Source organism: Streptomyces sp. NPDC034085, from assembly GCF_055575555.1.
In genome coordinates, this window is sequence record NZ_JBVISL010000007.1 from 373492 (window position 1) to 393381 (window position 19890).

13 protein-coding genes, 1 tRNA gene and 1 rRNA gene are annotated in these 19890 nt (G+C 72.0%); 4 read left to right on the plus strand and 11 right to left on the minus strand.

Annotated elements, in window-relative coordinates:
* Positions 1 to 142 precede the first annotated feature (142 nt).
* The 3 genes from ACZ501_RS24870 to ACZ501_RS24880 all read left to right on the plus strand — a co-directional run bounded on the left by ACZ501_RS24870 (position 143) and on the right by ACZ501_RS24880 (position 2593).
* Complete coding sequence (locus ACZ501_RS24870) at positions 143 to 868, plus strand: hypothetical protein (protein ID WP_468798142.1); 726 nt, start codon at positions 143 to 145, stop codon at positions 866 to 868.
* Positions 869 to 977: 109 nt separating this feature from the next.
* A complete protein-coding gene (locus ACZ501_RS24875; protein ID WP_361601066.1) occupies positions 978 to 1790 on the plus strand; it encodes an Fpg/Nei family DNA glycosylase in 813 nt (270 codons plus the stop codon).
* A 32-nt stretch (positions 1791 to 1822) separates the two neighbouring features.
* Positions 1823 to 2593 (plus strand): SDR family NAD(P)-dependent oxidoreductase, encoded by a 771-nt coding sequence (locus ACZ501_RS24880; protein WP_362464031.1) that lies wholly within the window; start codon positions 1823 to 1825, stop codon positions 2591 to 2593.
* On the opposite strand, the gene ACZ501_RS24885 is transcribed toward ACZ501_RS24880, so the two are convergent.
* From ACZ501_RS24885 to ACZ501_RS24925, 9 genes are all read right to left on the minus strand, one after another.
* On the minus strand, positions 2541 to 2807 hold the full coding sequence (locus ACZ501_RS24885) for a hypothetical protein (protein WP_361601111.1): 267 nt from the start codon (positions 2805 to 2807) through the stop codon (positions 2541 to 2543). The two genes, ACZ501_RS24880 and ACZ501_RS24885, sit on opposite strands and share 53 nt — an antisense overlap.
* A 184-nt stretch (positions 2808 to 2991) precedes the next feature.
* A complete protein-coding gene (locus tag ACZ501_RS24890; protein ID WP_361601060.1) occupies positions 2992 to 3372 on the minus strand; it encodes a helix-turn-helix domain-containing protein in 381 nt (126 codons plus the stop codon).
* Between the two features lie 109 nt (positions 3373 to 3481).
* Positions 3482 to 3961 carry a CinA family protein gene (locus ACZ501_RS24895; protein WP_361601108.1) on the minus strand — a complete coding sequence of 160 codons (480 nt, stop codon included), beginning with the start codon at positions 3959 to 3961 and terminating at the stop codon, positions 3482 to 3484.
* A 77-nt stretch (positions 3962 to 4038) separates the two neighbouring features.
* The gene (pgsA, locus tag ACZ501_RS24900; RefSeq protein WP_361601057.1) at positions 4039 to 4695 is read right to left on the minus strand and encodes a CDP-diacylglycerol--glycerol-3-phosphate 3-phosphatidyltransferase; all 657 of its coding nucleotides are present in this window, start codon (positions 4693 to 4695) and stop codon (positions 4039 to 4041) included.
* A complete protein-coding gene (rimO, locus tag ACZ501_RS24905; RefSeq protein ID WP_468798145.1) occupies positions 4692 to 6185 on the minus strand; it encodes a 30S ribosomal protein S12 methylthiotransferase RimO in 1494 nt (497 codons plus the stop codon). Before rimO ends, pgsA begins: the two co-directional genes overlap by 4 nt.
* Positions 6186 to 6310: 125 nt before the next feature.
* On the minus strand, positions 6311 to 7207 hold the full coding sequence (locus tag ACZ501_RS24910; RefSeq protein WP_361601051.1) for a helix-turn-helix domain-containing protein: 897 nt from the start codon (positions 7205 to 7207) through the stop codon (positions 6311 to 6313).
* Between the two features lie 244 nt (positions 7208 to 7451).
* On the minus strand, positions 7452 to 10244 hold the full coding sequence (locus ACZ501_RS24915) for an FtsK/SpoIIIE family DNA translocase (RefSeq protein WP_468798148.1): 2793 nt from the start codon (positions 10242 to 10244) through the stop codon (positions 7452 to 7454).
* A 174-nt stretch (positions 10245 to 10418) separates the two neighbouring features.
* Complete coding sequence (locus ACZ501_RS24920; protein WP_361601045.1) at positions 10419 to 11099, minus strand: response regulator; 681 nt, start codon at positions 11097 to 11099, stop codon at positions 10419 to 10421.
* A 235-nt stretch (positions 11100 to 11334) separates the two neighbouring features.
* A complete protein-coding gene (locus ACZ501_RS24925; RefSeq protein ID WP_361601042.1) occupies positions 11335 to 16881 on the minus strand; it encodes a HAMP domain-containing protein in 5547 nt (1848 codons plus the stop codon).
* 186 nt (positions 16882 to 17067) lie between these two features.
* Here ACZ501_RS24925 and ACZ501_RS24930 point away from each other — a divergent pair, with 186 nt between their 5' ends.
* The gene (locus ACZ501_RS24930; protein WP_361601039.1) at positions 17068 to 19590 is read left to right on the plus strand and encodes a SpoIIE family protein phosphatase; all 2523 of its coding nucleotides are present in this window, start codon (positions 17068 to 17070) and stop codon (positions 19588 to 19590) included.
* 126 nt (positions 19591 to 19716) lie between these two features.
* On the opposite strand, the gene ACZ501_RS24935 is transcribed toward ACZ501_RS24930, so the two are convergent.
* Together ACZ501_RS24935 and rrf are read right to left on the minus strand one after the other, a co-directional pair.
* A tRNA-Thr gene (locus tag ACZ501_RS24935) sits at positions 19717 to 19792 on the minus strand.
* Between the two features lie 5 nt (positions 19793 to 19797).
* A 5S ribosomal RNA gene (gene rrf / locus ACZ501_RS24940) occupies positions 19798 to 19890 on the minus strand; the annotation flags it as partial.

Genomic DNA, 19890 nt, shown 5'->3' on the forward strand with positions numbered 1-19890 from the left:
GACACGTATGTCTTGGGCATGTCACGAAACTGCTGCCAGCCGTTCCGCGGGGCCCCCGGAGCTGGCACCGGCGCTTATCCGTGGCTTATCAAAGGTGATCACAGGCACCGCACCGGCGGTGCATTCATGGGGGAGAAGAACAGTGAGCACCCACAGCATGCGCAGAAGCACCCTCGCCGCGGCCGGCCTCGCGGTGGCCGGAACCCTCGTCCTGACCGGCTGCAAGGACGGCAACGAGGAGGTCCCGGCGGCTCCGGCCGCGCCCTCCGCCGCTGCGTCCGCACCGTCGCCGGCCCAGCCGGTGGACCCGGCCGCGCCCAGCTCCCCGGCGGGCGGCTACGACGGCTCGGCGGGCGCCTCCGCCACCCCCGCCCCGGGAGGTGCCGCCGGCGGCGCCGTGGCGAAGTCCGGGCAGGCCTTCAGGATCGGCGAGGCGGCGACCGTCCCGTTCAGCTACGGCAGCAACAAGGGCGGCCAGCTCGCCCTCGCCGTGACCTCGATCGCGCAGGGCGACCCGGCCGACCTGGAGCCGCTCAAGCTCGGCGACAAGGTCAAGGGGATGATCCCCTACTACATCAGCTACACGGTCAAGAACACCGGCACGACGGACCTGTCCTTCTCTTCCGTGGGCCACATCAAGGGCCTGCTCGGCGACGGCAGCGAGGCGCAGGGCGTCTCGGTCATCGGCAAGTTCGACAAGTGCAAGGACAACTCGCTGCCGAAGGGCTTCACCAACGGCCAGACGCAGACCAACTGCGTGATCGCCCTCGCGCCGTCGGCCCAGACGAAGGTCTCCGGCGCCGAGTACTGGGGCGACCCGTACAACAACCTGAGCTCCCCGCCCCAGAAGGCCCTCACCTGGAAGTGACGGCCGGCCCGCCGGGCCCCCGACCCTCCTGACCCCCCGGACCCCCTGCGGCGGCGCCCCGCCCAGGGGGTTCCGCGCCCTGCGGGCAGGGCGGCGCGACAATGGGCGCATGCCCGAAGGAGACAGCGTCCACCGCGCGGCGGCCCGCCTCCACGCCGCCTTCGCCGGCCGGCCCCTCACCCACGCCGATCTGCGCGTGCCGCGCTTCGCGACCGCCGACCTCACCGGCCGCACCACCCTGGACGTCACCCCGCGCGGCAAGCACCTCCTCGCCCGCCTCGAAGGCGGCCTCACCCTCCACAGCCACCTCGGCATGGACGGCGCCTGGCACCTCTTCGACCCCGGCCAGAAGTGGCGCGGCGGCCCCTCCCACGAGATCCGGGCCGTCCTCGGCACCGCCGGCACCACCGCCGTCGGCTACCGCCTCCCCGTACTGGAACTGCTGCGCACCGCCGACGAGGACCAGGTCGTGGGCCACCTCGGCCCCGACCTCCTCGGCCCCGACTGGGACCCGGCCCGAGCCGCCGCCAACCTACTCGCCGACCCGGACCGCCCCCTGGGCGAGGCCCTGCTGGACCAGCGCAACCTGGCGGGCGTCGGCAACATCTACAAGTGCGAGCTCTGCTTCCTCGCCCAGGTCACCCCCTGGACCCCGGTCGGCGGGCTGCCCGACCCCGAGGCCACGGCCGTCCGGCTCGCCTCCGCCGCCCAGCGCCTGCTGGCGGCGAACACCGGCAACGCCGGGCGCCGCAACACCACTGGCAGCCGCCTCCCCGGCCGGGAGCTCTTCGTCTACGGCCGCACCCACCGCCCCTGCCTGCGCTGCGGAACCGCCGTCCGCGAGGTCTGGCAGGACCGCAGGCCCACGTACTGGTGCCCCCGCTGCCAGACCGGCCCGGTCCCGGAACACCCGGACAGTTGACGGGCCGTCAGATTCGCTCGTACGGTCCTGGCATGCCCACACCCACCGCCTCGTACGACCTCACCGGGCGCACCGCGCTCGTCACCGGAGCCGCCGGCGGCATCGGCCGGGCCACCGCCCTGCTCCTCGCCCGGGCCGGCGCCGGCGTCCACTGCGCCGACCGCGACGAGCGGGGCCTCGCCGAGACCGCCGCCCTGATCCGCGAGGAGGGCGGCGCCGCCACCGCCCACCCCCTCGACGTCACCGACCGGGCCGCCCTGCGGGCCGCCGTGGCCGCGGCCGGGCCGCTCGACATCACCGCCGCCGTCGCCGGGGTCATGCACACCAGCAGCGTCCTGGACACCACCGACGAGGACCTCGACCGGATCCTGGACATCAACTTCAAGGGGGTGCTGCGCACCTGCCAGGAGGCCGTCCGCGCGATGATCGCCGCCGGCCGCCCGGGCTCGGTCGTCACCATGGCCTCCGGCGCGGTGGACGCCGCCCAGCCCGGCCTGCTCTGCTACAGCGCCGCCAAGGCCGCCGTGGTGCAGCTCACCAAGACCCTCGCCACCGAGGCCGGCCCGCACGGCATCCGCGTCAACGCCGTCGCACCGGGATGGATCCGCACCCCCATGACCGCCCGCCACGGCCCGGAGGTCCAGCAGCGGACCGAAGCCGCCATGGTCCGGATGTCCCCGCTGCGCCGGGTCGGCGAGCCCGAGGACATCGCCCAGGCCGTGCTCTACCTGGCCTGCGACGCCTCGTCCTTCATGACGGGCCAGATCCTGCGCCCGAACGGCGGGGTGTCGATGCCCTGGTAGCCGCCGCGCCCCGGGCCCTGCCGGGCCTGCGTACGGGCCCCGGCGCACAGTGCACCGGCAGCAGCCCCAGCCCCCAGCCGCCCACCGCCACTGCGCCCTCCACCGGCCCCGCCCCGGCCGGCGCCAGCGCCAGCCTCAGCACGGCCCACCACCAGAGCGCCCCCACCGCGAGCGCGAAGGGCACCGCCACAGGTATCCGCTGTAACCGCCGCACGGCCACCTCCCAGCGGGCCGGTTCCCGCACGGGTCATCCTCCCGCAGCCTCCCCGCCCCCGCACCCAGAACGACCGGCCCGGACCCGCACGGCCCCGCGCCACCGGCGGACAACGGCAAGGAGCCCCGGCCGGTGCTTCACGCACCCACCGGGGCTCCCGCCACGCTCACGTACCCAACGGCGCTCAAGCGGCTACGACGTTCACCGCATCCACGGGCGCCTTGATGGTCACCCGCTCGGGTCCACCCGTGACCGAGGCCACGGAGACCGAATTGAGCATCGGGCGCACCGGTGCCGGCACCGGTTCGCTTGCGGCGGCCGACTGCGCAAGCTCCGCCAGCGACAGCTCGTCACTGACTTCGCGCATCAGCTCGGACATCCGTACGTCCAACGCGTCGCAGATCGCGGAGAGCAGCTCGGAGGATGCCTCCTTCTGCCCCCGCTCCACCTCGGAGAGATAGCCGAGCGAAACTCGGGCGGACGAGGAGACTTCGCGCAGAGTACGGCCCTGGCGCTGGCGCTGCCGACGCAGCACGTCACCCAGCAGGCGACGGAGCAGAATCATCGGTGGCTCCCTCCTCTGACCGTGTAGCCGTAACCTTCACGCCCCACCGTACCGCCTCGCGCCGCGGCCGTGCGGGGAGCGATGTCGTGTTCACTCAGGGCTGCAAACATCAAATCCCCCCGTTCTGTTCCGTATCCTGCCTCCGCAGATTCTCGCGGAGTTCGCTCGAGAGGAGTTCGAGCACTGTCCGTGCACTCTCCCTACGGATTTCCGTCCGGGAGCCGTTCAACCGCAGCCGGGCTGTTTTCCTGCCCGCCGGACCCGCCACGGCGATGAAAACGGTGCCCACGGGCTGACCGTCCTGGGGGTCGGGGCCGGCCACGCCGGTCGTCGCGATCCCCCACGCGGCACCCAGCGCCCGCCGCACGCCGACCGCCATCTCCTCCGCGACCTGCGCGTTCACCGCGCCCTCGGCCGCCAGCAGCTCGGCGTCCACCCCGAGGACGCGGTGCTTCAGTTCCGTGGCGTACGCCGTGACCGACCCGCGGAAGGCCCGCGAGGCACCTGGCACCGCCGTGAGCTCCGCCGCCACCATGCCGCCCGTCAGCGACTCCGCGACCGCGAGCGTCTGGTCACGCTCCGCAAGCATCCGCAGTACGTCTTCGGCCACCGCTGCCACCCCGGCCGCCGCTTCCGCGGCCTCCGGCGCGCCCCCTGCCCCGTGTGTCACGTCGCGACCCGCTCCGCCGCGAGTCCGGCCCGGCGCAGCACCACGGCCTGCCGGATGTAATCCAGACCGGTGACGACGGTCAGCACGACGGCGAGGGCCATCACCCAGAAGCGCAAGGTCGCCAGCGGCCCGGTCAGCGCGAGCACGTACATGCCCACCGCCGTGCCCTGGGCCAGGGTCTTCATCTTGCCGCCCCGGCTGGCCGGGATCACCCCGTACCGGATCACCCAGAACCGCATCAGCGTGATCCCGAGCTCACGTCCGAGGATCACCCCGGTCACCCACCAGGGAAGATCGCCGAGCCAGGACAGACACACCAGCGCCGACCCCATGATCGCCTTGTCGGCGATGGGGTCGGCGATCTTCCCGAAGTCCGTGACCAGGTTGTACGTCCTGGCCAGGTGCCCGTCGAAGATGTCCGTGATCATGGCGACGGCGAAGGCGGCCCACGCCAGCGCCCGCCAGACGGGGTCGTAGCCCCCGTCGGCGAGCAGCAGCAGGACGAATCCCGGCACGAGGACGAGCCGGATCATCGTCAGGATGTTGGCGATGTTCCAGAGGCTGGCCTGGTTGACGGCCGCAGTCCCGAGCTTCGTGCCGGGAGCGGGCCGGCGGCCGGTCCCGCCCGCCGCCGATGCCGGGACTCCGGTCATCCGGCCGCCTCCTCGAGTTCCGTGCCCAGGGCCTCGGCGACCAGGTCGACGCCCAGGGTACCGACCACCTTGGCGGTGACGATGCGCCCGGGCACCAGGCCCGCGCCGTCCGTGAAGACGACCTGTCCGTCGGTCTCGGGAGCCTGGTGGGCCGCGCGCCCGTAGGCGCCCTCGCCCTCCTCGGCCTCGTCCAGCGGGACGACCGTCTCGACGAGTACCTCCAGGGTCTCCCCGATCCGCTCCTCCGCGCGCTGCGAGGTCAGCTCCTCGGCGAGCCGCTGCATGTGCGCGAGCCGCTCGGCGATGGTGTCCTCGTCCAGCTTGTCCTCGTAGCCGGCGGCCTCGGTGCCGTCCTCGTCGGAGTAGCCGAAGACGCCGATGGCGTCGAGGCGGGCGTGGGTGAGGAAACGCTCCAGCTCGGCGAAGTCCGACTCCTTCTCGCCGGGGAAGCCGACGATGAAGTTGGACCTGACGCCGGCCTGCGGGGCCTTGGAGCGGATGGTGTCCAGCAGCTCCAGGAAGCGGTCGGTATCGCCGAAGCGGCGCATGGCGCGCAGCACGTCGGGGGCCGAGTGCTGGAAGGACAGGTCGAAGTACGGGACGACCTTGGGCGTCGAGGTGAGGACGTCGATCAGCCCGGGCCGCATCTCGGCGGGCTGGAGGTAGCTGACGCGGACGCGCTCGATGCCGTCGACGGCGGCGAGCTCGGGCAGCAGGGTCTCCAGCAGGCGGATGTCGCCCAGGTCCTTGCCGTACGAGGTGTTGTTCTCGGAGACCAGCATGACCTCCTTGACGCCCTGCTCGGCGAGCCAGCGCGTCTCGCCCAGCACGTCGCTGGGGCGGCGGGAGATGAAGGAGCCGCGGAAGGACGGGATGGCGCAGAAGGAGCAGCGCCGGTCACAGCCGGAGGCGAGCTTCACCGAGGCGACCGGGCTCTTGTCCAGGCGGCGGCGCAGGGGCGCGCGCGGGCCGGAGGCGGGGGCCAGGCCCTCGGGCAGGTCGCTGGGGGCGGGGGCGGGCTCCTGCGCGTGGCCGGGCAGCGCCACGTCGGCGGCCTGCCGCTCGGCGGGGCTGATCGGCAGCAGCTGGCGCCGGTCGCGCGGGGTGTGCGCCTCGACGCTGCCACCGCTGAGGATGGTCTGGAGGCGGTTGGAGATGTCGGCGTAGTCGTCGAAGCCGAGGACTCCGTCGGCCTCGGGGAGCGCTTCGGCGAGTTCCTTGCCGTAGCGCTCGGCCATACAGCCGACGGCGACGACGGCCTGGGTCTTGCCGTGGTCCTTGAGATCGTTGGCTTCCAGCAGGGCGTCTACGGAGTCCTTCTTGGCGGCTTCGACGAATCCGCAGGTGTTGACGACGGCTACGTCCGCGTCGGCGGCGTCCTCGACGAGCTCCCAGCCATCCGCCGCCAAGCGGCCTGCGAGCTCCTCCGAGTCCACCTCGTTACGGGCGCAGCCAAGAGTGACAAGGGCGACGGTACGGCGTTCGGGCATGGACTCAAGACTACTTCGTCCCGGCGCCGGCCCCCGCCCCAAGTCCCCCCGCAGCAAGATCCCCGGGGCCGGCGGCGGCAGCCGCGCGGGGTCCCGGGGATCTGGAATCTTCTATTCCGTGCTGGTCAGCCCGCCTGGGCCTGGCCCTGGCGCGGGTCGTCCTTGGTGTAGGTGAGACGTTCGACCTGGCCCGACTCGAACCTCTCCTTGATCTCCTTGCCGTTCACGAACAGCTTGACGGCTCCGGCGTCGCCGAGGACGAGGTCCACGGACTCCTTGTCCGTGAAGGTCTTCGACTCGCCCAGCGCGAGGGTCCCGTCGAAGAGGAGCCGGCCGCTGTGGTCCTTCGCGGAGACCCAGCTCTCGCCCTCGTCCGCCGTCAGGACGACGGTGACGAGGTCCTTGGGGGCCGCGGCGATGGCACTGTCCGAGGGCTCGGGCTTGGGTGCCTTGGGGGTCGGGGCGGCCGGCTGCTTGCCCGCGGACTGCTTGGGCGCGGGCTGCGGGGAGGAACCTTCCGCCACCGACCGCTTGGACGGCTCGTCGCCGCCGCCGAAGGCGGTGAAGCCCACGAAGCCGATCACGGCGACGATGGCGGCGACCATGGCCGCGGTCCAGTTGGGCCGCTGCCGCTCGGGGCGGATCCGCTCGGCCTCGAACATCGGCGCCGCGGGGGTGGGGGCCGGCCGGCCGCCGTGGGCGGCGTCGTAGCTCTCGACCAGGGGTGCCGGATCGATGTGCACGGCGCGGGCCAGCGTACGGATATGGCCGCGGGCGTACACGTCGCCGCCGCACCGCGTGAAGTCGTCCTCCTCGATCGCGTGCACGATCGGGATGCGCACGCGGGTGGAGGAACTGACTTCGTCGACGGTGAGCCCGGCGGCGATCCGGGCCTTCTTGAGGGCCGTTCCGATGGACGGCCCTTCGACGGAGCGCTCGATGATGCGGTCCTCGGACTGGTCCTCGGACCGGTCGGTCGAAGGCCGCTCTTCTTCGGGGGAGTTGGAGTTGCCGATGGACACAAGGGCGCCTTTCGAGCGTGTAGCCACCTGCTGGATGTCCAGTCTAGGGGGGTGACGAAAGGGTGGGGCAACCGGAGGGTCCGCTTCCTACGCCATCCGAATGGCGAAGCGCGCACCCGCCGGTGTCTCCTCAACTTGACGCACGCCCAGGGGAAACGGTTGCCGCCCGATCCGGCGGCAATCCCATGCGGTCGGGTGAGCCCGGCGGACACCCGTTCCGGCATCCGGGGCCCCCGGATCCTGCCTAGGGCGCGTCCTCGCCGCGGATCACGGCGAGGACGCCGTCGAGCTCGTCGGGCTTCACCAGCACGTCGCGCGCCTTGGAGCCCTCGCTCGGTCCGACGACCCCGCGGGACTCCATCAGGTCCATGAGCCGCCCGGCCTTGGCGAAGCCCACCCGCAGCTTGCGCTGGAGCATCGAGGTCGAGCCGAACTGGGTGGAGACCACCAGCTCCGCCGCCTGGCACAGCAGGTCCAGGTCGTCGCCGATCTCCTCGTCGATCTCCTTCTTCTGCTTCTGCCCGACGGTGACGTCGTCGCGGAAGACCGGCGTCATCTGCTCCTTGCAGTGCCGCACGATGCCGGCGATCTCGTCCTCGGTGACGAAGGCGCCCTGGAGGCGGACCGGCTTGTTCGCGCCCATCGGCAGGAACAGCCCGTCACCCTTGCCGATCAGCTTCTCGGCGCCGGGCTGGTCGAGGATGACCCGGCTGTCGGCCAGCGAGGAGGTCGCGAAGGCGAGCCGCGAGGGCACGTTCGCCTTGATCAGACCGGTCACCACGTCCACCGAGGGCCGCTGGGTGGCCAGCACCAGGTGGATGCCGGCCGCGCGGGCCAGCTGGGTGATGCGGACGATCGAGTCCTCGACGTCGCGCGGGGCCACCATCATCAGGTCGGCGAGCTCGTCGACGATCACCAGCAGGTACGGGTACGGGCTCAGCTCCCGCTCGCTGCCCGGCGGCAGCGTGATCTTGCCGTCCCGGATGGCCTGGTTGAAGTCGTCGATGTGCCGGTAGCCGAAGGCGGCGAGGTCGTCGTAGCGCAGGTCCATCTCGCGCACCACCCACTGGAGGGCCTCTGCGGCCCGCTTGGGGTTGGTGATGATCGGCGTGATCAGGTGCGGGATGCCCTCGTAGGCGGTCAGCTCGACCCGCTTGGGGTCGACGAGGACCATCCGGACGTCCTCCGGCGTGGCCCGCACCATGATCGAGGTGATCAGGCAGTTGATGCAGGACGACTTGCCGGAGCCGGTGGCGCCCGCGACCAGCACGTGCGGCATCTTCGCCAGATTGGCCATGACGTAGCCGCCCTCGACGTCCTTGCCGAGCGCGACCAGCATCGGGTGGTCGTCCTCGGCGGCGTCCGCGAGCCGCAGTACGTCGCCCAGGTTGACCATCTCGCGGTCGGTGTTCGGGATCTCGATGCCGACGGCCGACTTGCCCGGGATCGGGCTGATGATCCGTACGTCCGGGGAGGCCACGGCGTAGGCGATGTTCTTCGCCAGCGCCGTGATCCGCTCGACCTTCACCGCGGCGCCGAGCGTCACCTCGTACCGGGTCACCGTCGGGCCCCGGGTGAAGCCGGTGACCTGCGCGTCGACCTTGAACTCGGTGAACACGTTCGTCAGCGAGGCGACGACCGCGTCGTTGGCGGCGCTGCGGGTCTTGCCGGGGCCGCCCTTCTCCAGCAGCTCCAGCGAGGGCAGGGCGTACGTGATGTCCCCGCGCAGCTGGAGCTGTTCGGCGCGCGGCGGCAGCGGCTCGGCCTTCTCCGGCGGCGCCTTCGTCAGGTCCGGCACCGACAGCGTCCCGGAGGCGGCGGCGGTGCGCTCGTGCGGCGCGCCGGAGGGCTCCGCCGGCGCCGGGGCGGCGGGCCGCTCCTCGCGGGCGGTCGGCACCGCGGCGGTGACCTCCGCCCCCTCCCCGCGGCCGGAGATCCCCTGGGTGAGGTCGGCGACCAGCGGGTTCGGCGGCAGCCCCCCGTAGACCACGCCGTCCAGCGCGGCCGCGGCCGCCGCGGCCACGTCGACGGCGTCCGGCTCCCGCTCGCCCGGCCGCGCTCCGCTCCGCCGGGGCCGGCGCCGCCGGGCCAGGGCCGCCTCCTCGGCCTCGTCCGCCGCACCGGCACCACCCGGGCCGCCGGGGCCGCCGGGGCCGCCGCTGCGGGCCCGCCACTGCCCGGCGTCATGCCGGTCGGGGCGTTCGGGCCGGCCGGCGCCCTCGTACTCCCCGTACCCCTCGTCGTACGCGCCGGCCTGGACGACCCCGAGCCGGATCCCCAGCCGGCGCAGCCGCTGCGGGACCGCGGCGACCGGGGTGGCGGTGACCACCAGCAGCCCGAACACCGTCAGCAGCACCAGCATGGGCACGGCCAGCGGCGCACCCATCGTGAAGATCAGCGGCTTGGAGGCGCCCCAGCCGATGAGCCCGCCCGCGTTCTGCATGGCGGTGGTGCCCTCGTCCCGGCCCGGCGCCCCGCAGGCGATGTGCACCAGCCCGAGGACGCCGATGACCAGGGCGGACAGGCCGATGCCGATGCGCCCGTTGGCGTCGTTCTGCTCGGGGTGGCGGATGAAACGTACCGCCATGACCCCCAGCAGGACCGGCACGAGCAGGTCCAGGCGCCCGAACGCCCCGGTGACCAGCATCGTCACCAGCTCCCCGACGGGCCCGCTCAGGTTCGACCAGGTGCCGGCGGCGACGATCAGTGCGAGGGCGAGCAGCAGCAGCGCCACACCGTCCTTGCGGTGCGCCGGGTCCAGGTTCCTCGCCCCCCGGCCCAGCCCGCGGAACAGCCCGCCGATCGCGTGCGCGAGACCGAGCCAGCACCAGCGGACCAGCCGCACCACTCCCCCGGTCGGCGACGGCGCCGGCTTGGCGGCGACCTTCTTCACCGGGGGGCGTCTGGCCCCAACGGCCTTCTTCGCGGGGGGCTTACGCGGGGCCGCCTTCTTCGCCGGCGCCGTCGTACGGCCGGTGCGGCCCTTCGCGGCGCCCGCGGTGCTCTGGGAACCCTTGCCGGACGTACTTGAGGCCATGGGCCCGAGGTTACCCGTGCGCACGCCGGTGGACACGCGTGCCCACCCCTTCACCCGTTCGTGTCGCCGTACGGGCAAGGGCTTTGACGCCCCGGCAGGACCGGCGCCCGCCAACGGGGGCCCGGGGGCGGGCCGCCGCGCCGGCGCGGAACGGGGCGTACGGCCCGGACCGCCTCAGCTCTGGGCCGGCAGGACCGGCGCTCCTCCGCTGGCTCCCGGCTCCAGCGCGTCCAGTGCCCGCCGCAGACCGGTCAGCTTGCGCTCCAGGTGGGCGGCGGTCGCCACCACCGCGGCTTCCGCCGAGTCCTCGCCGAGCTGCTTGGTCAGCGCCTCGGCCTGCTCCTCGACCGCCGCGAGCCGTGCGGAGAGCTCGGCCAGCAGCCCGGCCGTCTCCCGGCTGCCGTCGCCGTTGGTACCGCCGCCCTCCAGCTGGAGGCGCAGCAGCGCCGCCTGCTCCCGCAGCTGGCAGTTCTTGGTGTAGAGCTCGACGAACACCGAGACCTTGGCGCGCAGCACCCAGGGATCGAACGGCTTCGAGATGTAGTCCACCGCGCCCGCCGCGTACCCGCGGAAGGTGTGGTGCGGACCGTGGTTGATCGCGGTGAGGAAGATGATCGGGATGTCCCGGGTCCGTTCGCGCCGCTTGATGTGCGCGGCGGTTTCGAACCCGTCCATGCCCGGCATCTGGACATCCAGCAGGATGACCGCGAAATCGTCCGTGAGCAGCGCTTTGAGCGCTTCCTCCCCGGAAGACGCCCGGACCAGTGTCTGATCGAGCGCGGAGAGGATGGCCTCCAGCGCCAGCAGATTCTCCGGCCGGTCGTCGACCAGGAGGATCTTGGCCTTCTGCACCATGCCCTGTCCTCCTCGCCCCGGCATGGGGCCTCCCCGGCTCCTGGCTCCGGCGTGCGCGCCGGGCCCCGCCCCAGAGGACGGCATCCTTGCGCCGTCCGTCCTTGTGCCGGTCATCGTAGCCCCAGTCCTCAGATCGCCACACCCTGTCACCAAGATGTCACTGTGCACGTAGCGGAAACGTGAGGGGAGGCCCGAAGGTTCCCCTCCGGGCCGCCGCCCGCGTCCCGCCCTCCGATCACTTTCCTCGCATGTGCTGTTCCATGACCGACAGCAGGTAGTCGGGCTCGACCGGCTTCGTGACGTAGTCGGAAGCCCCGGAGTCGATGGCCTTCTCCCGGTCGCCCTTCATCGCCTTCGCCGTCAGCGCGATGATCGGCAGCCCCGCGAACTGCGGCATCCGCCGGATCGCCGACGTCGTCGCGTACCCGTCCATCTCCGGCATCATGATGTCCATCAGCACGACCGCCACGTCGTCGTGCTGCTCCAGCACCTCGATGCCCTCCCGGCCGTTCTCCGCGTAGAGCACCGCCAGCCCGTGCTGCTCCAGCACGCTCGTCAGGGCGAAGACGTTGCGCACGTCGTCGTCCACGATCAGCACCCGCTCGCCGTGGAAGTCGTACGAACGCGGCGGCGCCGGCAGCGGCTCCTGCACGTCCCACGCCGCTCCGTCGACCTGCCCCGGCACCTCGGTGCGCGGCAGCGGACCGGCCGCCGGCTTGCGCCGGCGCCGGAACAGCGCCGAAGAGCCTGGCCCGGTCGCCTCGGCCACCGGCAGCACCTCCCGCACCGGAGCCTCCTCCACCGGCGCGGCCGGCAGCGCGGCGGGCAGCGGCTGCGCGGCGGGCAGCGCCTCCGCGGCCGTCCTGCGGTACTCCCCGCGCGCCCCGCCGGGCGTCGGGGGCGCGTACCCCTGCGGCGGCAGCTCGCTCGGGTGCAGCGGCAGGTACAGCGTGAAGGTCGAGCCGCGGCCCGGCTCGCTCGCCGCATGGATCTCACCGCCCAGCAGCCGGGCGATCTCCCGGCTGATGGACAGCCCCAGGCCCGTACCGCCGTACTTGCGGCTGGTCGTCCCGTCCGCCTGCTTGAACGCCTCGAAGATCACCAGCATCTTGCTCGCCGCGATCCCGATCCCGGTGTCGGTCACCGAGAACGCGATCAGGTCGGCGTCCGCCTCGCGCAGCGACCCCGCCTCCAGCAGCTGCTCCCGGATGGCCGTCGGCACGTCCGACCCGGCGGGCCGGATCACCAGCTCCACCGCCCCGTTGTCGGTGAACTTCACCGCGTTCGACAGCAGGTTGCGCAGCACCTGGAGCAACCGCTGCTCGTCGGTGTGCAGGGTCGCGGGGAGCTCCGGCGAGACCCGCACCGAGAAGTCCAGCCCCTTCTCCGCGGTCAGCGGCCGGAAGGTCGCCTCCACGTAGTCCACGAGCTGGACCAGCGCGATCCGCGTCGGCGAGACGTCCATCTTCCCGGCCTCGACCTTCGACAGGTCGAGGATGTCGTTGATCAGCTGGAGCAGGTCCGAGCCCGCGCCGTGGATGGTCTCCGCGAACTCCACCTGCTTGGGCGAGAGGTTCCCGTCCGCGTTGTCGGCGAGCAGCTTGGCCAGGATCAGCAGCGAGTTCAGCGGCGTGCGCAGCTCGTGCGACATGTTCGCGAGGAACTCGCTCTTGTACCGCATCGAGACCGCGAGCTGCTCGGCACGCTCCTCCAGTACCTGCCGGGCCTCCTCGATCTCGGTGTTCTTCACCTCGATGTCCCGGTTCTGCTGGGCCAGCAGCTCGGCCTTCTCCTCCAGTTCCGCGTTGGCGGCCTGGAGGGCCTTCTGCCGGTTCTCCAGCTCGTCGGAGCGCTCGCGCAGCTGCTCGGTCATCTCCTGGGACTGCTTGAGCAGCATCTCCGTCTTGGAGTTCACCGAGATGGTGTTGACGCTCGTACCGATCATCTCGGCGATCTGGCTCAGGAAGTCCTTCTGGATCTGCGTGAACGGCGTGAAGGACGCCAGCTCGATGACGCCGAGCACCTTCCCCTCGAACAGCACGGGCAGCACGATCACGTGCGCCGGCGGGGCCTCGCCCAGCCCCGAGGAGATCTTCAGGTAGCCGGGCGGGGTGTTCTCGACCAGGATCGTCCGCTTCTCCTCGGCGACGGTGCCGATCAGCCCCTCCCCCGGCCGGAACGAGATGGGCATCTGGGCGCCCGCGTAGGCGTAGCTCCCGCGCATCCGCAGCTCGTACGAGCCCTCCGCGCCGCCGTCCGTCCCGATCTCGGAGGTCCCGCCGGCCGGTACCGCCAGGAAGAAGGCGCCGTGCTGCGCGGAGACCACCGGGGTCAGCTCGCTCATGATCAGCTTGGCCACGTCGTCCAGGTCCCGTCGGCCCTGCATCAGGGCCGAGATCCGGGCGAGGTTGCCCTTGAGCCAGTCCTGCTCCTTGTTGGCCAGGGTGGTGTCGCGCAGGTTCACGATCATCGTGTTGATGTTGTCCTGGAGGACCTGGATCTCGCCCGCCGCGTCCACGTCGACCTTCAGGCTGAGGTCGCCGCGGGTCACCGCGGTGGCCACCGCCGCGATGGCGCGCACCTGCCGGGTGAGGTTGCCGGCCATCTCGTTCACGGACTCGGTCAGGTCCCGCCAGGTGCCGTCGACGTCCCGCACGCGGGCCTGTCCGCCGAGGATGCCCTCGGTGCCCACCTCGCGCGCGACCCGGGTCACCTGGTCGGCGAAGGAGGACAGCTGGTCGACCATCGTGTTGATGGTCGTCTTGAGCTCCAGGATCTCCCCGCGCGCGTCGATGTCGATCTTCTTGGTCATGTCGCCCTTGGCGATGGCGGTCGTGACCATGGCGATCTGCCGCACCTGCCCGGTGAGGTTGGACGCCATGAAGTTCACCGAGTCGGTGAGGTCCTTCCACGTACCGGAGACCCCGGGGACGTGCGCCTGACCGCCCAGGCGGCCCTCCGTGCCCACCTCGCGGGCCACGCGCGTGACCTCGTCCGCGAAGGACGACAGGGTCTTCACCATCGTGTTGACGGTGTCGGCGAGCTGGGCGACCTCGCCGCGCGCCTCCACGGTGACCTTCTTGGTCAGGTCGCCGTTGGCCACCGCCGCCGAGACCTGCGAGATGTTGCGCACCTGCGAGGTCAGGTTGTCGGCCATCAGGTTGACGTTGTCGGAGAGGTCCTTCCAGATGCCGGTCACCCCGCGCACCCGCGCCTGCCCGCCCAGGATGCCCTCCGTCCCCACCTCGCGGGCGACCCGCGTCACCTGCTCGGCGAAGGAGGACAGCTGGTCGACCATCGTGTTCACGGTGGTGACCAGTTCGAGGATCTCGCCCTTGGCGTCGACCGTGATCTTCTTCGACAGGTCGCCCATGGCCACCGCCGTGGTCACCTCGGCGATGTTGCGCACCTGGGACGTCAGGTTGTTCGCCATGAAGTTGACGGACTGGGTGAGGTCCTTCCAGGTGCCCGAGACGCCCTTGACCTCGGCCTGGCCGCCCAGGATGCCCTCGGTGCCCACCTCGCGGGCGACCCGGGTGACCTGCTCCGCGAAGTTCGACAGCTGGTCGACCATCGTGTTGAGGGTGTTCTTCAGCTCCAGGATCTCGCCGCGGGCGTCCACGTCGATCTTCTGCGACAGGTCGCCGCGCGCCACCGCCGTCGCGACCTGGGCGATGTTGCGCACCTGGCCGGTCAGGTTGGAGGCCATGAAGTTCACCGAGTCGGTCAGGTCCCGCCATACCCCGGCCACGCCGGGCACCTGCGCCTGGCCGCCGAGCCGGCCCTCGGTGCCCACGTCCCGCGCCACCCGGGTCACCTGCTCCGCGAAGGCGGAGAGCTGGTCGACCATCGTGTTGATGGTGTTCTTCAGCTCCAGGATCTCGCCGCGGGCGTCCACGTCGATCTTCTGGGACAGGTCGCCGCGCGCCACCGCCGTCGTCACCTGGGCGATCTGGCGCACCTGGGAGGTCAGGTTCCCCGCCATGAAGTTGACGGAGTCGGTGAGCTCCTTCCAGGTGCCGGAGACGCCCTCGACCCGGGCCTGGCCGCCGAGCCGGCCCTCCGTGCCCACGTCCCGCGCCATCCGCGTGACCTGGTCGGCGAAGGACGACAGCTGGTCCACCATCGTGTTCACGGTGTTCTTCAGCTGGAGCATCTCGCCGGAGACGTCCACCGTGACCTTCTGCGACAGATCGCCGTTGGCGACCGCCGTGGTCACCTGCGCGATGTTGCGGACCTGCCCCGTCAGGTTGCGGAAGGCGGTGTTCACCGAGTCGGTGAGGTCCTTCCACGTACCGGCGGCACCGGGCACCTGCGCCTGGCCGCCCAGCTCGCCCTCGACGCCGACCTCACGGGCCACCCGCGTCACTTCCGCACCGAAGGACTGGAGCTGGTCCACCATCGTGTTGACGGTGTTCTTCAGCTCCAGCATCTCGCCGGCCACGTCCACCGTGACCTTCTGCGACAGATCGCCGTTGGCCACCGCGGTCGTCACCTGCGCGATGTCCCGCACCTGCGTCGTCAGGTTGCGGAAGACCGTGTTCACCGAGTCGGTGAGGTCCTTCCAGGTACCCGCGGCACCGGGCACCTGCGCCTGACCGCCGAGCAGACCCTTCGCGCCGACCTCGCTGGCCACGCGCGTGACCTCGTCCGCGAAGGTCCGCAGGGTCTCCGTCATCTGGTTGATCGTTTCGGCCAGCTGCGCCACCTCGCCCCGCGCGCTGACCCGCACCTTCTGCGACAGGTCGCCGTTCGCCACGGCGGTGGTGACCTGCGCGATCCCACGCACCTGGGCCGTCAGGTTCCCCGCCATCGTGTTGACGGAGTCGGTCAGGTCCTTCCACACGCCCGCGACCCCGGGCACCTTCGCCTGGCCGCCCAGCTCGCCCTCCGTACCCACCTCGCGGGCGACCCTCGTCACCTCGGAGGAGAACGAGGACAGCTGGTCCACCATGGTGTTCACGGTGTTCTTCAGCTGGAGCATCTCGCCGGCCACGTGCACCGTGACCTTGCGCGACAGGTCGCCCTTGGCGACCGCCGTCGTCACGAGGGCGATGTCACGCACCTGAGCGGTGAGCCGGTACGCCATCGTGTTGACGGAGTCGGTCAGGTCCTTCCAGGAGCCGGACATTCCGCGGACCTGGGCCTGACCGCCCAGCTTGCCCTCGGTACCGACTTCCAGCGCCACCCGCGTCACCTCGTCGGTGAACGCCGACAGCTGGTCGACCAGGTTGTTGACCGTACGCCCGACCTTCAGGAACTCCCCGCGCAGCGGATGGCCCGCCCCGTCGGAGGCCTGCGTACGCAGGTCCATCCGCTGGTCCAGGTCGCCCTCGGCCACCGCCGACAGCACCCGGCCCACCTCGGACACCGGCCGCGCGAGGTCGTCCACCAGCTGGTTCGAGGCGTCGATCGCGGCCGCCCAGGAGCCCTCGCAGGCCCCCGTCTCCAGCCGCTCGCTCAGCTTGCCCTCGCGGCCCACCGTGCGCCGGACCCGGGACAGCTCCCCGGTCAGGTGCAGGTTCCGGTCGGCGACCTCGTTGTAGACGGCGGCGATCTCCGCCATCACGCCTTCGCCGGAGACCGTCAGCCTCTTGCGGAAATTCCCGTCCCGCATCGACACCAGGGCCGTGAGCAGACGGTTCAGAGCCGCGCTGTCGACTTCCGTCGTGCCGCCCCGCCGGGACCGCCCCCCCTTGGGGCGCGTTCCCGTACGCCGCACCGCTGCGCCAGACTCCACCGTGTCCCTCCCGAAAGGGTCGACCGCTGTTCCACCGGACATCCGGCTGTCCAAGAGCCGGCTGTCCAAGCCTGCCCAGTGTTTCACCCCGGCCGAACCCGGCCATAACACTTCGGCACCATCGCACACCGCCCGCACCCCGCGGGTGGAATCCCGGACGACGGCCTCCTGGCGAGCGCGAAGGTAAGTAACCTGGCATCCGATGTCCAACCGCGTCGAAGGAGACTCGTGATCACGGCACGGGCGGCTGCCAGTTTCGACCCCCAGGGGCGGTCCGTCGCCGCCGCCCGCGCGTTCGTGCGCGACACGCTGCAGGGCTGGGGGTTCGCGGACATCATCGACGACGCGGTGGTGCTGACCAGCGAACTCGTCACCAACGCCGTGGTCCACGCCGGAACCCGCGCCGAGGTCCTGTGCCTGCGCGCCGAGGACGGCGTACGCGTCGAGGTCGCCGACCGGTACCCGGAGCGCGAGCTGCCGCTGGCGCACCCCGGTGAGCGCCCGTACGCCGACCCCGACCGCGAGAGCGGCCGCGGCCTGATGCTCTGCGCCGCCCTCGCCACCCGCTGGGGCGTCGAGTACACCGCCACGCACAAACACGTGTGGTTCCGCCTGGACCTCCCGGACCGGCCGGTCGGTACCCGCTCCGCGGGCCCCGTCGTCGCGGACCAGTTCCTGCCCCTGACCGACAGCCGCGTCCGCGTCGCCGTCCTCCAGGTCGACGCCACCGACGCCGTCTCCTCCTGGAACGAGGACGCCGAGCACATCTTCGGCTACCCCGCCGAGAAGGTCCTCGGCCGCCCCCTCGCCGAGCTCGCCGCCTGGCCCCAGACCCCCGGCACCGGCACCGGCGTCGCCGAGGCCCTGCGCCTGTCCCGCTGGGAGGGCAGCTATGGCATCCGCGGCGCCGACGGTCGCGTCATCCCCGTGTACGCCTCCCACCTGCGGGTCCGCGACGCCCACGGCGAGCCCTCCATCGTCTGCCTGCTGGTCCACGACGACGAGCGCGCCCTGCTCCAGACCCCCGTACGCGTCCCCTCCTCGGACGGCCAGCACGCCGACCCCCGCCCCGCGGACCCCTTCGAGGTCTTCATCGGCTCCCCCGCCCCCGACGACCTCGAGGGACTCCTCCAGCGCACCGTCGAACGCGCCCGCGACATGCTCGACGCCGACTCCGCCTTCCTGCTGCTGGCCACCGACGACGAGACCGAGCTCGAGGTCCGCGCCACCACCGGCCTCCCCTCCACACGCCAGCGCTTCGCCCGGGTCCCCGTCGAAGCCGGCACCAGCCGCTACGGCTCCGCCCGCCTGCCCGCCGTCCACGACGACCTCGCCGTCGTCCCCGGGGCCGTGCCGCTCCTGGAGGCCACCGGCATGCGCTCCGTCGTCACCGTCCCCCTCAAGGTCGAGGGCCGCCTCACCGGCTCCCTCGGCGTCGCCGCCGAGGTCCCGGGCCGCTACACCAACGAAGAAGCCCTGCGCCTGCAGTTCGCCGCCGACCGCATCGCCCTCGCCGTGGAGTCCGCCCGCCTCGGCGAACTGGAACGGCTGCGCCGCGGCTCCCTCTCCTTCCTCGTCGAGGCCTCCGACCTGCTCGCCGGCACCCTCGACCGGGACCAGACCCTGGCCCTCATGGCCCAGATGACCGTCCCGACCCTGGCCACCTGGTGTGCCGTCTACACCATCGCCGACCAGACCTCCGACCCCTACCTCGCCTACGTGCTGCACGAGGACGAGGAACGCATCGACGGTCTCAAGGCCCTGCTCTCCCGCGTCAGCCCGCCCGAGCCGGTCCGCGAGGCCGGAGCCCGCCCCTGGCCGGGGGCGACCACCGCGGTCGGCGGCGAGACGGTCGTCCTGCCCCTCCTCGCCCGCAACCGGGTCATCGGCATGCTGACCCTCGGCAAGCCCACCGGGGAGCACTTCCGCCAGGAGATCCTCGAACTCGCCGACGACCTCTCCCGCAGGGCCGCCCTGGCCCTGGACAACGCCCGCCTCTACTCCGAGCGCACGGCCATCAGCCGCTCCCTCCAGCGCAGCCTCCTGCCGCCCGGCTCCCCCGCCATCCCCGGCATGGAGGTCGAGGTCATCTACCGCGCCGCCGGCGAGGGCAACGAGGTGGGCGGCGACTTCTACGACGTCTTCCCGATCCGCGACGGCGTGTACGGCTTCGCCATCGGCGACGTCTGCGGTACGGGCCCCGAGGCGGCCGCCGTCACCGGCCTGGCCCGCCACGCCCTGCGCCTCCTGGCCCGCGAGGGCCTGGGCGGGCCCGCGGTGCTGGAGCGGCTCAACGCGGCGATCCTCGACGAGGGCGCCCGCAGCCGCTTCCTCACCCTCCTGTACGGGGAACTCCACCCCCAGCCCGACGGCGGCGCCCTGATGAAGGTCGTCTGCGCCGGCCACCCCCTCCCGCTGCGCCTGCGCCCGGACGGCCAGGTCACCCCGGCCGCGGAACCGCAGCCGCTGCTCGGCGTGATCGACGACCTCGACCTCTACGAGGAGACGCTGACCCTCGACCCGGGTGACGTCCTGCTCTGCGTCACGGACGGCGTCACGGAACGCCGCGAGGGCACCCGCATGCTGGGCGACGACGGCCTCGCCGAGGTCCTGACCACCTGCACCGGCCTCACGGCGGGCGCGGTCGCCTCCCGCGTCCTGCGCGCGGTGGAGCGCTTCGCGGCGGAACCCGCCTCGGACGACATGGCCATCCTCGCGTTCCGGGTCCCCCAGCAACGCGAGGGCTGCTGAACCACCCGCCCCTGCGGCTGCGGCTGCGGCTGCGGCACCTCAGAGTGCCGCAGCCCCAGGCCGGCTCTCCCAAGCCGCTCCCGGAAACGCAAAAAGGCCCCCGCCTGATGGCGGGGGCCTTCTTTGTGGAGCCCTTTAACGGAATCGAACCGTTGACCTTCTCCTTACCATGGAGACGCTCTACCGACTGAGCTAAAAGGGCGGGTTGTTCGGCGGCGTCCTACTCTCCCACAGGGTCCCCCCTGCAGTACCATCGGCGCTGAAAGGCTTAGCTTCCGGGTTCGGAATGTAACCGGGCGT